Annotated in this window: 9 protein-coding genes; 6 read left to right on the forward strand and 3 right to left on the reverse strand. The window is 72.7% G+C overall.

The annotated features are described in order from the left end of the window. The first annotated feature begins 43 nt into the window (after nt 1-43). Nucleotides 44-1,354, forward strand: coding sequence for a sensor histidine kinase (locus tag RV983_RS21825; RefSeq protein ID WP_475987429.1), 1,311 nt, complete (start codon nt 44-46; stop codon nt 1,352-1,354). 1,228 nt (nt 1,355-2,582) lie between these two features. Here RV983_RS21825 and RV983_RS21830 read toward each other — a convergent pair. Both RV983_RS21830 and RV983_RS21835 read right to left on the reverse strand, forming a co-directional pair. Further along, nucleotides 2,583-3,095: an SUKH-3 domain-containing protein gene (locus tag RV983_RS21830; protein ID WP_475987430.1), complete on the reverse strand. Its 513-nt coding sequence runs from the start codon at nt 3,093-3,095 to the stop codon at nt 2,583-2,585. After that, complete coding sequence (locus RV983_RS21835; RefSeq protein WP_475987431.1) at nt 3,092-3,586, reverse strand: YwqJ-related putative deaminase; 495 nt, start codon at nt 3,584-3,586, stop codon at nt 3,092-3,094. The genes RV983_RS21830 and RV983_RS21835 overlap by 4 nt, the downstream gene beginning before the upstream one ends. Nucleotides 3,587-3,984: 398 nt before the next feature. On the opposite strand from RV983_RS21835, the gene RV983_RS21840 reads away from it, so the two are divergent. The 3 genes from RV983_RS21840 to RV983_RS21850 all read left to right on the forward strand — a co-directional run bounded on the left by RV983_RS21840 (nt 3,985) and on the right by RV983_RS21850 (nt 8,296). After that, nucleotides 3,985-4,980 (forward strand): HNH endonuclease, encoded by a 996-nt coding sequence (locus RV983_RS21840; protein WP_475987432.1) that lies wholly within the window; start codon nt 3,985-3,987, stop codon nt 4,978-4,980. Nucleotides 4,981-4,988: 8 nt separating this feature from the next. Then, a complete protein-coding gene (locus tag RV983_RS21845; protein ID WP_475990414.1) occupies nt 4,989-7,211 on the forward strand; it encodes an SUKH-4 family immunity protein in 2,223 nt (740 codons plus the stop codon). A 77-nt stretch (nt 7,212-7,288) separates the two neighbouring features. Further along, nucleotides 7,289-8,296 (forward strand): DivIVA domain-containing protein, encoded by a 1,008-nt coding sequence (locus RV983_RS21850; protein WP_475987433.1) that lies wholly within the window; start codon nt 7,289-7,291, stop codon nt 8,294-8,296. Nucleotides 8,297-8,317: 21 nt separating this feature from the next. Here the strand turns inward: RV983_RS21850 and RV983_RS21855 are convergent, their stop codons facing one another. Next, complete coding sequence (locus RV983_RS21855; RefSeq protein WP_475987434.1) at nt 8,318-9,796, reverse strand: MFS transporter; 1,479 nt, start codon at nt 9,794-9,796, stop codon at nt 8,318-8,320. A 371-nt stretch (nt 9,797-10,167) separates the two neighbouring features. Between RV983_RS21855 and RV983_RS21860 the strand changes: the two genes are divergently transcribed. Both RV983_RS21860 and RV983_RS21865 read left to right on the forward strand, forming a co-directional pair. After that, complete coding sequence (locus RV983_RS21860) at nt 10,168-10,956, forward strand: ABC transporter ATP-binding protein (protein ID WP_475987435.1); 789 nt, start codon at nt 10,168-10,170, stop codon at nt 10,954-10,956. Beyond that, nucleotides 10,953-13,532 carry an ABC transporter permease gene (locus RV983_RS21865; RefSeq protein ID WP_475987436.1) on the forward strand — a complete coding sequence of 860 codons (2,580 nt, stop codon included), beginning with the start codon at nt 10,953-10,955 and terminating at the stop codon, nt 13,530-13,532. The genes RV983_RS21860 and RV983_RS21865 overlap by 4 nt, the downstream gene beginning before the upstream one ends. Nucleotides 13,533-13,855 lie beyond the last annotated feature (323 nt).

A 13,855-nucleotide genomic window follows, 5' to 3' on the forward strand; every position in this document is an offset into this window, starting at 1 on the left:
GGCTGACCGCCAGGCGGACAGCTCCGCGTCTAGGCTGGGCCGCATGAGTACGACGGGGGAGTACGTACCGGACGGAGCTGGAGGACGGAGCCGGGGGGCCGCCGGACCGTGGTGGTGGGCCCGGCGGCGCAGCATGGTCCTCGACGTGGTGCTGGCCGGCGTCTCGGCGCTGGAGTGCCTCGTGGAGGGCGTGGCCTTCGCGGAGAAGACCGGGGTGTCCCCGGTCGTCGCGGGCGCCTTCGGTCTGCTGGTGGGCTCCCTGCTGGTGCTGCGCAGGCGGTGGCCGGTGGCGGTGGTCCTCGTGTCCATCGCGGTCACGCCCGCCCAGATGGGCATCCTGCTCAGCGTCGTGGGCCTCTACACCCTGGCCGCCTCCGACGTGCCCCGGCGCATCATCGCGGTGCTGTCCGGGATGACCATGCTCGGCACGCTGATCGTCACCTTCCTCCAGATGCACGGCGACCTCAGCTCCGGCACCTACCGCGCGCCGCTGGCGGCGGTCGCCCTCACCTCCGTGCTCGCGGCACTCGGCGTGACCGCGCCGCCGGTGCTGCTCGGGCTCTACGCCGGCGCCCGGCGGCGGCTGGTGGAGTCGCTGCGCGAGCGGGCGGACGGTCTGGAACGGGAACTGTCGCTGCTGGCGGAGAAGGCGTCCGAGCGGGCCGAGCGGGCCCGCATGGAGGAGCGCACCCGCATCGCCCGCGAGATGCACGACGTGGTCGCCCACCGGGTGAGCCTCATGGTCGTCCACGCGGCGGCGCTCCAGTCGATCGCGGTCAAGGACCCCCAGAAGGCCTCGGCGAGCGCGCAGCTGCTCGGCGACATGGGACGGCAGGCGCTCAACGAACTCCGCGAGATGCTGGGCGTCCTGCGTACGGTACCGGGACCGGCGGTGCCGGCCGTGACGGCGCTGGTTGTGGAGCCCGCCCCTGCGGAAGTGTCCGCGATCCCGGACGACTCCGACGACTCCGGGCCCTGCCTCGCGGAACTGCACGGCCTCGTCGAGGAGTCGCGGGCTGCGGGCATGTACGTGGAGTTCACCGTCGAGGGGACGGAACGGCGGCTGGCCGCGCGACTGGAGATCACGGTCTACCGCGTGGTGCAGGAAGCCCTCACCAACGTCCACAAGCACGCCCCGGGCGCCCGCGCCCGCATCCGCCTGGCGTACCGCGAGGCGGAGATAGCCGTCCTCGTCCAGAACGGGCCCTCCGACGGGGCGCCGGCGATCGCTCTGCCGAGCGGGGGGAACGGGCTCATCGGGATGAAGGAACGTGTCACCGCGCTCGGCGGCGGTTTCGCCGCGGGCGTCACGGGGGAAGGCGGCTTCCGCGTCTCGGCCCTCCTCCCGACGTGACGCTGCGCTTCGCTGTACCGGGTTTTTTTCCCCGCCCGCCCGCCCGTGTGCCCTGTGAAGTCAGTGACCCCGGCGCCGGTTTACGTGGGTGCCGGGTTCGGGGCCTCCGGGGCTGGCCATTCTGGACAGCACATTTAGGTGCCTCAGGCGCTTTGTGCTGCGTACTCCGGGTTGTGCACCCAAATATGCTCCAGTGTCCAGAACGCCCACCCCTACGACCCCGCCCCCTCCGTTGTGTTCGCGCCTGATCCCCGGTGGGGGGTGTGGAGGCGGTCCGGGGTGGTCGCGGTTGCTTGGATGCGGCCTCGCGGTGGCGGTCGGGGCGTGCAGCGGGCTGTGAGCCCATGGGGTTGGCATCCCCTCCTGTCGTGTGTGTGGCGACGGACGCCGGATGGGGGTGGGGGTGGTCGCGGTTGCCTGGATGCGGCCTCGCGGTGGCGGTCGGGGCGTGCAGCCGGCTGTGAGCCCATGGGGTTGCGCGGTGTCCCCTCCCGCCGTGTGTGTGGCGACGGACGCCGGATGGGGGTGGGGGTGGTCGCGGTTGCCTGGATGCGGCCTCGCGGCGGCGGTCGGGGCGTGCAGTCGGCTGTGAGCCCATGGGGTTGCCGTCCCCTTCCGCCGTGTGTGTGGCGACGGACGCCGGATGGGGGTGGGGGTGGTCGCGGTTGCTTGGATGCGGCCTCGCGGCTGGCCGTGACCCGCCGGTGGGGGCGCAGGGCGCAGGGCGCGGTTGTGGCTCGTGTCATCGTCGGTGCAGCGCAGTCGGGTTGGGGGAATGATCACCCAGAGGCGCTGAGCTGCGGTGTGGCGGGTGGTGGTGGTCGATCTTGCCGACGCTGCGATGGATGCTGTGGCCCGGCGCAGTTGGCGGCCCCGCTGTGCTGGCTGCGGTTGTCGCGGAGTGGACGCAGTCCGGTCTCTTGAGGGGTTCCCGCGGGTTGGCGCTGCGTCAACGGGTGCCCCAGGCACGGCGCCGCCTCTACCCCCCACCGGGGATCAGGCGCGAACACAACGGAGGGGGCGGGGTCGTAGGGGTGGGCGTTCTGGACACTGGAGCATATTTGGGTGCACAACCCCGGTGCGCAATGTGAAGGCCCTGAGGCACCTAAATGTGCTGTCCAGAATGGCCAGCCCCGGAGGCCCCGAACCCGACCCCCACACGACGGGCGCCGGGGTTACTGACTTCACAGGGCACCCGGGAGGGCGGGCGGGGAAAAAACCCCGGGGCTCACACCGTGAGGCGGTGCGGCCGCACCCCCGCCGTGACCGTGCACAGCGCAGCGTCGATCGTCGGCCCCAGGTAGTAGTCCCCGGTGTGGTCCACGCAGTAGACGCGCCCGAGCGCGTCGATCGCCAGGTGCCCCTGGCCGGTGGATTCCGCGCCGAGGGGGGCGACCTCGGTGTCGAGGGCGGAGCCGAGATCGCCCCAGGTGCGGGCGAGGTGCAGGCCCTGGAGGGGGTCGATGAGGACCCCGCTCGGCGCGACCTGGGGGCGGCCGGGGGCCGAGACCGCGGGGACGGTCAGGCCGCCGAACTCGGCCCAGGCCTCGACGGCGGCCGGGAAGACGCTGTGCCGGTGGCCGCCGGGGGAGACGTACGCGCGCAGGGTGTCGGCCCAGACCTCGGCCTGGCGGATGTCCCACTGGCCGGGCTTCCAGCCGGCCGAGCGCAGCGCGGCGTCCACGCCGACGGGAAAGCGCGTCGAGGTGGTCCGGGCGTTGAGGGCGTCGCTCGCGCTCACTCGGCCTCGGCCCCCGGGTCGAAGGGGCGTACGCCGAAGTGCGCGAGCAGCGGCATGCAGGAGCGGCACGGCGGCGCGTAGCCGCCGTGCTCGGGGTCGCCGTCCTCACGTATGTGGCGCGCCGTCAGTTTCGCGCCCTTGAGTGCCTTGCGGGCCTCGGCGGGGGTGAGCGGCTTGCGGGCGGCGCGCTTGCTGCGTCCGGTGTCGGCCTCGGTCAGCCAGCGCGACAGCAGCACGGGCTCCGGGCACCGCCCGGTGAAACGCTCACGCTGTGCTACCGGCAGCGTGTCGAGTGCGTCCTGGACCAAGGGGTGCAGCTCGGGTGGCTGTTCGCCCTTGCTCCCGGTGCAGGTGAGCACCTCGTCCTTCACCGACAGCGCCGCGGCGACCGCCGGCAGGATGCCGTCGCGGCGGTGGCGCAGCGCGGGCGGCGGCGGCGCTTCCTCACTTCCCCAGGTCAGCCGCGGGTCCGCGGCACCTCTCGTCAGCATGTTCCTACGGCCCTCCGATCCGTCCTTCGAGAAGGACGTCCCCCTTATCTGCGCAAGACTGTCAAGTGATCGCGCGTTACGGAAGTCGGTTGTGAGGTGAGAGGTTTATTTTGTGCCGGATATCACGGCACTGGGGGGAGATGGGTACCGCAGTCCGATGTGCCACCGCTCTCGTCGTCCGGGTGTTGGCCACTGGTTGTACGGATAGTAGCGCCGGGTCGCACATGAAGGGCGGAAAGGCCGCCGATCCGGGTGGCTTGCACAGGCAAGTGCCGCTGCTGACAGAAGAGTTCCCGGCGCCGCGCCCGCGTGGAGCAGTGACCGGAACCAGCCGAAGCACCTGTTGCCCCACCCCCTAGGCTGTGCCCAACACCAGATCCAGCATGGGGGCATCCGCAATGACGACAGGTCGGCTCGGGCACCGGGCCGCGCCACCGAACGCGGCCTACGCCGGTCAGATCGTGCACTTTCCCGACCCGGTGCGCCGCGCCCGCCATCCGCAGGGCGTCCGTGTGGACGACCACGGCTACCCCGACTTCACGCCCTACGCCCGTGCCGCCGCCGAGATCGCCGAGCCGCCGGACGGCTTCGGCATCGACGAACTGCGGCTCACCGACCATGTGTCGGCCAACGCCGCCCAGCACGCCGCCGGTCACGAGCTGTGGGGCAGCCTGTCGCCGGTCGCCACCCCGCACGGCTGGACGTGGCACCACGTCGCCGGCTCGCGCCGCCTGGAACTGATTCCCGCCGAGGTCAAGGCACTGCTGCGGCACCACGGCGGTCTCGCCACGACCGCCTCCGCGGACCACGACAAGCGCGGCACGCGACCGCTCCAGGACACCCGGCCCGCGCACTTCGCCGTGGGCACGGGCCGGCACGGTGCCGCGGCCGTCACCGAGCAGCAGGTGCGCGACGTCGAGGAGGAACTCGGCTACCGACTGCCCGGCGCGTACCGCAGCTTCCTCAAGGCCGCCGGCGGCTGCGCCCCGCGCGGCGTCGCCCTGCTGCCGCTGCTGGGACTCCTGGTCGACCAGCCCTTCTTCACGGTGCGCGACGAGTCCGCGGTCAACGACCTCGGCTACGTCAACAAGTGCCTGCGCGACCACCTGACCAAGGACTATCTCGCGATCTCCTACGTGCAGGGCGGGGTGCTCGCGGTCAAGGCGCGCGGCGCCGACCTCGGATCGATGTGGCTGTGCGCCTACGACGACGTGCGGGACACCGACGGTGCCTTCGCCTCCACCGAGGAGCGGGTGGCCGCGCTGCTGCTGCCCTGCGGCGAGGACTTCGACGCCTTCCTCGCCGCGCTCGCCGGCGATCCGCCGGAGCTGGACACGGTCGCGAACCTGATGGTGGACGGCGGCTTCGCCCGCGCCGTCCCGGTGGAGGGGTGAGACTGCAGATGGTCACGTTCGCGGAGGCGCAGGAGAGCGCCGAGCGGTGGATCAACGCGGGTGTCCCGGCGTACCTCGTCCGCGAGGTGCGGGTGCGCGAGTTCGGCCAGGGTTTCGTGGTGTGGTCCGAGCCCCGCGACGGGGGGCCCACCGGCGACGAGGGCGAGGCCCGCGTCGTCATCGCCAAGGACAGCGGGGAGGCCACGCTGTGGCCGGCGCTGCCGGTCGGCGAGATCATCCGCCACTGGGAGGAGGCGTACGGGGGCGCCGCCGACGCGGTCTCCGACGCCGTCCCGGAGCCGCCGAAACGGCTCGACCTGGAGGCGACCTCCTTCCTGCTCAGCCCGCCCCAGTGGCTCCAGGACGCGGCCGACCGCCTCGGCATCCCCGACCGCCGACCGCCCGCCGAGCCGCCGTCCGACGCCGTCACGGTGGCGGACGCGGAACCCGCCGCGACCGCGGGCGCTCCCTCGGCCTTCGACCGGCCGCCGGCGCCGTTCGTCCCCACGCCGACGCCGACGCCGACGCCGACGCCGGTGATGCCGCTGCCGTACGACCGGTCGCCGACGCCGCCGCCCTCGGCGTGGCGGGACACCAACAACGGCGACGCGGGCCGGGCCGTGCCCCCGCCCGCGACGGTCTACGCGCCGCCGATCACCGACTCCGACGACGCGCACACGCCCCCGCCCAGGAACAGCGCAGAGGCCAGCACCGAGCGGCTGCCCGGCGTGCCGGAGACCGGCACCCCGCTGCCGCCCGGCGGTTACGGCTACCCGGGCGGCCCGGCCACGCCGTTGCCCCCGCCGCCGGGGCTCCCGGCCCCGGACGCGCACCGTGCCGCGACGATGCTGTCGCGTCCCGACGCCCCCGCCCCGCCACCCCCGCCCGGAGTGCCGGGTGCCGGGGCGCAGCGGGCGGGCGCCGCGGACCTGGCCGGCGCCGAGACCTCCAAGGCCGGACCACCGCCGCCCCCGCCCCCGCCGCCGCCAGGTCCCGGCGTGCCCGGGACCCCGGGCGCGGGCTATGTGCCGACGCAGCTGGTGCAGGCCCTGCCCGCGCACCAGCCGCCGCCCGCGCGGCCGGGGCCCCCGGCCCCGGACGTGCACCACGCCGCGACGATGCTCTCCCGCCCCGACGGCCCGCCGCCCCCGCCCGCTCCCGCGCCGGTGGCCCAGCCGCAGCCCCAGGCCGCGTACGGCTACCCGCAGCCCCCGGCGCCGCCGCAGCCACCGCCGCCGGCGGGTGTGCCCACGATCGGCCCGGGCTACATGGCCGTGCTCCGCTATCGCGCGCAGGACGGTTCCGAGCAGCAGCTCATCCGCCGCTCGGCGCCGGGCACCCCGCATCCGGAATGGCAGATCCTGCACGAGCTGCGCGCCCTCGGCGTGCCCCCGCAGGCGGTGCTGGAGCTGCACACCGAGCTGGAGTCGTGCGACCTGCCCGGCGGTTACTGCGCCCGCATGATCCGGGAGACCTGGCCCCAGGTCCGGATCAGCAGCACCGCCCCGTACGGAAAGGACCGGGCGGGCCGCCGCGCGGGTGTGGAGCACCTGCTGACGCACCTCGGCGAGCTGCACCAGGTGGCGAGCGCCCCGGCGCCCGGCCGTCCGCACCGCGTGCCGATGCCCGAGCCGCACCAGATCCAGCGGGTCCCGGCGATCCCGCTGGACGCGATCGGGCACGAGCTCGCCCAGTCCTTCGGGCCGCAGGGCGTCTTCCGCTTCGAGCAGCGCGCGGTCGCCCGTCAGGGCGTGCCGGAGATCGTGGCGCAGACCCTGACGTGGTCCGGGCTGCCGGTGGACTTCGGGCCGTTCTTCTGGGCGCAGGCCCAGCCGGGCCGGCCGGTGCCGACCCTCGCCGAGCTGGCCGCCGAGCGAGGCGTGCAGCCGGCGCCGGACGCCGGCTCGTACCTGGTCATGGGCAACGACTTCGGCCGCCATCTGTGCGTGCAGTACGGCACGGCGCACATCGTCGCGATCCCTCTGGAGGCGGGTCCTGGCGGTGGGGCGGCGGTGCCGCAGTTCGTCAACTCCAGCCTGCCGGAGTTCGTCCGCTGCCTGGCGCTGCTGGGCAAGATGTGGCGCTGGCGGATGGGGCTGACGCCGGACCAGGCGGGCCGCTGGACGGCGGACTTCCAGGCGCAGATCGCCGCGCTCGACCCGGCGGCCGTGGCGTCGCCCGAGCACTGGTGGTCCGTGCTGATCGAACAGATGTGGGACGGGATGCTGTAGTCGCCGCGGCACTCCGGTCGGCCGCGGCCGGAGTGTCGCATGATGTGCAAATAGGGCAAACCCATGAATATAGGGGTATGAGCACGGCATACCCCTACGGCTTCGCCACGGTCCGCGGCCGCGGCTACCACACCGACCAGGTGGACCGCTTCCTCGAGGAGCTGTCCGAGGACCGCGACGCCGCCTGGGAGCGTGCCGCACGGCTCACGGTCCTCGCCAATGAGATGGACGCCGAGTGCGCCGCCCTCCGGGACGTCGTCGCCGGCCTCGCCCCACCGACCTTCGAGTCGCTCGGCGGCGGCGCGGAGGAACTGCTGCGCCTGGTGGAGGAGGAGGCCGCCGCCGTGCGCGACCGCGCAGAGGAGGAGGCCCGGAACGCGCACGACGCCGCCGAGGCCGCCCGGCGCACCCTGCTGGACGAATCCCGTGCCGCCGCGCACGCCCGCCGTACCGGTGCCGACGTCCAGGCCTCCGCCACCCTCGACGAGGCCCGCTCCACCGCCTCCGAACTCCTCGGCGTGGCCCGTCGCGAGGCCGCCCACCTGCGCGACGACGCCACGCGGCGCCTCGACGCGCTGCGCCAGGACACCGAACGCGCCGTCGCCGCCCAGGAGAAGGAGCGGCGCGAGCGCCTCGACGCCCAGGAGCACGAACTCGCCGAGCGCGAGGCCGGACTGGACGCCCGCCTGGCCGAACTCACGCACTACGCCGAGAACATGGTCGAGGAGGCCCGCCGCGCCCTGGCCGCCACCGAGGAGGCCGCCCGCCGCCGGGACCAGGACGCGGAAGCGGCCGCCGCCGAACTGCTCGCCCAGGCCCGCGTCCGCGAGGAGCGCATCCGGCTGGCCGCCGAGCGCGAACTGCGCCAGCACGAGGTCCGCCGCGACGAGATCCGCGAGCACCTCGCGCACGTCCGCAGCAGCCTGGTCGCCCTCACCGGCGGCGAGGTGCCCGTCGCGGACGGGACGGACGCCGCGGCCGCGGAACCCGGTACCGCCGAAGTGCCGCCGCCGGCCGCCGCCGAGGACGCCAGGGACGCGGAGCCCACCGAGGGCACCGGGGACGACGGGCGGCAGGAGCCGTAGCCCCGGCCGGCGCCCGCGGGCTCACCGCGGCTGCGGGTCCTCCTCCAGGACCGGGAAGCGGCGCGGCGCCACCAGGAGCACGGCGAGCAGCGCCAGGACGGCGGCCAGCGCCGCACCCGCGTAGACGTGGTTGACCGCGGCGGCGACCGCGCGCCGGACCGGCTCGCTCAGGTGCGCGGAACCGGTGACCGCGTCGAGGTCGGTGCCGGAGCCGTGCAGGCGCGAGGCGAGGGTCGAGTTGGCGACGGCGCCGAAGACGGCGGCCCCGACGCTCTGCCCCACCTGGCGGCAGAAGAGGATGGACGAGGTCGCGGTGGCGCGCTCGCGCCAGGGCACCATGGACTGCACGCCGACGATGAGCGGCAGCTGGAAGAGGCCCAGGGCCCCGCCCAGCAGCAGCATGACGAGCGTGGGCTGCCAGGCCGGGCCGGCGTACGGGAGCATCACCGGCGCGACGAGGACCACGACGGCCGCCGCCATGCCGAGCGCCGCGGTGTCGCGGAACCCGATGCGCAGATAGACGCGGTTGCTCAGGGCGGCCGAGAGGGGCCAGCTGAGCGTCATCACCGACAGCACGAAGCCCGCCTGTATCGGCCCGAGACCGAGCACGGTCTGGGCGTACGTCGGCAGGAAGACCGTCGGCGCCACCATCAGCACGCCGAGCATGCCGAGGGCGAGGTTCACCGCGACGATCGCGCGCCGCCGCCACACCCAGCCGGGGATGATCGGCTCGGCCGCGCGGCGTTCGATCAGATACGTCATGACGCCGAGGACGACGCTGCCGCCGAGCAGCCAGGGCCGGAGCGGGCCGCCCTGGACGAGGCCGCTGATGAGCAGCCCGCCGGAGAGGAACAGGCCGAGCGCGCCGGGCCAGTCGACGCGGTGCCGGGCGCGGCGGGTGACCGACTCGCGCAGATGGCGCGAGATGAGCAGCAGCGCGATGGCACCGATGGGCAGGTTGATCAGGAAGATCCAGCGCCAGCTGGCATAGCCCGACAGCAGCCCGCCGCACAGCGGGCCGACGACGGCGGAGACCGCCCACACCGTGGAGATGGCCGCCTGGATGCGGCCGCGCTCCTTGAGCCCGTACAGATCGGCCGCCACGGTCTGCACCGTGCTCTGGATGGCGCCGCCGCCGAGCCCCTGCACGATGCGGAAGGCGATCAGGCCGGCCATGTTCCACGAGCCCGCGCAGAGCAGTGACCCCAGCAGGAAGATCGCGATCCCGACGAGCAGCACCGGCTTGCGGCCGAAGGTGTCGGCGAGCTTGCCGTACACCGGCAGCGTCACCGTGACCGCGAGCAGATAGCCGGAGAACAGCCAGGAGAAGACGGAGAAGCCGCCGAGGTCGCCGACGATCTGCGGGACGGCGGTGGAGATGATCGTGGAGTCCATCGCCGCCAGCGCCATGGCCAGCATCAGCGCGGCCACCACCGGGCCGCGTCGGATCGGCGGCGCGGCAGCGGCAGCGACTGTCGTGGTCTGATCGGTGCCCTGCACGGACGAACCCCCTGGATCTGTGTACGACACACTTTTTCATGCCCGTACCGCCGCCGCACAGGGGGTTCTCGCAGGCCGGACACCCGCGCTTGATCCTCCCGCCGCGGGAGGGTGCAGCATCGACCCCGAGCCGGGTCACCCGAAAGTCGCAGTTCCCCTAGGGGGCGTACCGATATTTCTCCTACCCCCGGTTCGTACCGGCGGAGGACGAACCACCCCTCCCCTGCTCCCTAGCCTTCTCGGTGGGGCTAGCCCCCGGGCCGATACGGAGACCCGCACCATCGTCCAGGCCCCGTCCGGCAGCCACTCTGTTAGGGCGACGGCGCGCGTCCGCACCAGCCGGGACATCCACGAGGAAAGCAGGAGAGACAGTGACAACGGCAGTAACGATTCCCAAGTCCGGGGGCAGCGGAGAACGTACGGCCGTTGCCGCCAGTGCCCGCGGCGTGACCAAGGCGTACGGCTCCGGAGAGACCCGGGTCGTGGCCCTCGACGCGGTCGACGTCGACATCGAGCGCGGTCGCTTCACCGCGATCATGGGGCCGTCCGGCTCCGGCAAGTCGACCCTGATGCACTGCCTCGCCGGCCTCGACACCGTCACCGAGGGGCAGATCCTCGTCGGTGACATCGAGATCACCAGGCTCAAGGACAAGAAGCTCACGCAGCTGCGCCGGGACAAGATCGGCTTCATCTTCCAGGCCTTCAACCTGCTGCCGACCCTGAACGCGGCCGAGAACATCACGCTGCCCATGGACATCGCCGGCCGCAAGGCCGACCAGAAGTGGCTGCAGCGCGTCGTGGAGACCGTGGGCCTGGCCGACCGCCTGAGGCACCGGCCCGGCCAGCTCTCCGGCGGTCAGCAGCAGCGCGTCGCCGTGGCCCGCGCGCTCGCCGCCCGTCCCGAGATCATCTTCGGTGACGAGCCCACCGGCAACCTCGACTCCCGCGCCGGCGCCGAGATCCTCGGCTTCCTGCGCCGCTCGGTCGACGAACTCGGCCAGACCATCGTCATGGTGACCCACGACCCGGTCGCCGCCTCCTACGCCGACCGCGTCCTCTACCTCGCCGACGGCCGGATCGTGGACGAGATGCGGAACCCGACCGCCGACTCCGTCCTGGAGCGCATGAAGGACTTCGACGCGCGCGGGAGGACGTCATGACCGTCGTCAAGACATCCCTGCGCAACTTCGTCGCGCACAAGGGCCGCATGGCGCTCTCCGCCATCGCCGTCCTGCTGTCGGTGGGCTTCGTCTGCGGCACGCTCGTCTTCACCGACACGATGACCTCCACCTTCGACAAGCTCTTCGCGGCCACCGCCTCCGACGTCACCGTCACGCCCAAGGGCGCGCCCGGCAACGACGACATGCAGATGACGACGAAGGCCGCCACCGTGCCGGCCTCCGTGGTCCAGCGGCTCAAGGGCGTCGACGGCGTCAAGGAGGCGACGGGCGAGGCCGGCAGCCAGACCCTGACCGTCACCGACAGCTCCAACGACAGCCTCAGCCCCAGCTCCGGCGCCCCCACCATCGCCACCAACTGGGACTCCACCGAGGAGCGTTCGGTCGACCTCACCTCCGGCCACGCCCCGCGCGGCCCCACCGAGGTCATGGTCGACGCCGACACCGCCGACAAGCACCACCTGAAGATCGGCGACACGGTCCGCGTCATCGCCATCCCGGGCGAGTTCCGCGCCGCGATCACCGGCATCGTGACCTTCAAGGTCACCAACCCCGGCGCGGCCGTCTTCTACTTCGACACCGCCACCACCCAGACCAGGATCCTCGGCGCCAAGGGCGTCTTCAGCAGCGTCGGCCTGACCGCCGCACCCGGCGTCAGCGACGACCAGCTCAAGAAGAACGTCGCCGCCGCGCTCGCCGGCTCCGGCACCTACAAGGTCCAGACCCAGGCCGAGTGGACCGCCGAGAACAAGAAGGACATCGCCGGCTTCCTCGACGTCATCAAGTACGCGATGCTCGGCTTCGCCGGGATCGCCGTCCTCGTCGGCGTCTTCCTGATCGTCAACACCTTCTCCATGCTGGTCGCCCAGCGCACCCGCGAGATCGGCCTCATGCGGGCCATCGGCGCCAGCCGCCGCCAGGTCAACCGCTCCGTGCTCATCGAGGCGCTGCTCCTCGGTGTCGTCGGCTCCGTCCTCGGCATCGGGGGCGGTGTCGGGCTCGCCGTGCTGCTGATGAAGCTCATGGGCAACCTGGGCATGAACCTCGACACCTCCTCGCTGACCGTCAAGGCCTCCACGCCCGTCGCCGGTCTGGTCCTCGGCGTCGTCGTGACCGTCCTCGCCGCCTACCTGCCCGCCCGCCGGGCCGGCAAGGTCTCCCCGATGGCCGCCCTCCGCGACGCGGGCATCCCGGCCGACGGCCGGGCCGGCAGGGTGCGGGCCGTGATCGGCGTGGTGCTCACCCTGGCCGGCGCCGCCGCGCTCCTGCTCGCCGCACGGGCCACCAAGGCAGCCGACGGCGCGGCCTTCCTCGGCCTCGGCGTCCTGCTGACCCTGGTCGGCTTCGTCGTCGTCGGACCCCTGCTCGCCGGCTTCGTCGTCCGCGTCATCAGCGCCGGCGTCCTGCGGGTCTTCGGTCCCGTCGGCCGCCTCGCCGAGCGCAACGCGCTCCGCAACCCCCGGCGCACCGGCGCCACCGCCGCCGCCCTCATGATCGGCCTCGCCCTCGTCGCGGGCCTGTCCGTGGTCGGCTCCTCCATGGTGGCTTCGGCCGGCGACCAGCTCGACAAGTCGGTCGGCGCGGACTTCATCATCGCCTCCGACAGCGGCCAGCCCATCACCCCGCAGATCGAGAAAGCGATCAAGGCCGCGCCCGACCTCGCGCACGTCACGGACTACAAGTCCCTCGACGTGAGGATCACCTCCCCCGACGGCGCGGTCTCCGACACGAGCATCTCCGCCGCCGACCCCACCTACGCCCAGGACCTCCAGGTCAAGACCGTCGCCGGCGAACTCTCCGCCGCCTACGGGGCCGGCGCGATGTCGGTCGGCGAGAACTTCGCCGACAAGCACCACGTCACGCTCGGCGACACCCTCACCGTCCGCTTCTCGGCGGGTGGTACCGCGAAACTGAAGGTCACCGCGATCACGACGAAGGACACCGCCTTCGACGGCGGCGCGATGTACACCAGCATCGCGACCGCGGCCCACTACATCCCCGCCGACCGGATGCCGATCAACGACATCATGTTCGCGGCCGCCAAGGACGGGCAGCAGGACGCCGCGTACGCCGGACTCAAGAAGGCCCTGCACGACTTCCCGCAGGTCCAGGTCCGCAACCAGGCCGACTACAAGCAGCTGCTCAAGGACCAGATCGGCCAGCTGCTCAACCTGATCTACGGCCTCCTCGCCCTCGCGATCATCGTCGCGATCCTGGGCGTCGTGAACACGCTCGCCCTGTCGGTCGTCGAACGCACCCGGGAGATCGGCCTCATGCGGGCGATCGGCATGTCCCGCCGGCAGCTGCGCCGCATGATCCGGCTGGAGTCCATCGTCATCGCCCTCTTCGGCGCGATCCTCGGCCTCGGCCTGGGCATGGGCTGGGGCGCCACGGCGCAGAAGCTGCTCGCCCTCCAGGGCCTCGGCATTCTCGAGATCCCCTGGCCGACGATCATCACGGTCTTCATCGGCTCCGCCTTCGTCGGCCTCGTCGCCGCGCTGGTCCCGGCGTTCCGGGCGGCCCGCATGAACGTCCTCAACGCGATTGCCACGGACTAGCGTGGCGGCACCCGGGGGGGGCGGGGTTTCCCCGCCCTCCCGCCCGTGTGCCCCGTGAAGTCAGGCGCCTTGACGCACGTTCCATTGGGTGTCGGGTTCGGGGCCTCCGGGGCTGCACGTCCTGGACTGGATATTTGCGTGCGTTTCCAGTGCTTTCCACCGTTCAGCGCGGATACCGTACACAAATATGCCGAACGTCCAGAACATCCACCCTCCCCAACCCCCGGCCGAAGGTTGGGGGAGGGTGGGTGTTCTGGACACTGGAGCATATGTGGGTGCACAACCCGGGGTGCTCAACGGAGGCGCCTGAGGCATCTAAATGT

This window comes from Streptomyces sp. RLA123, assembly GCF_056270165.1.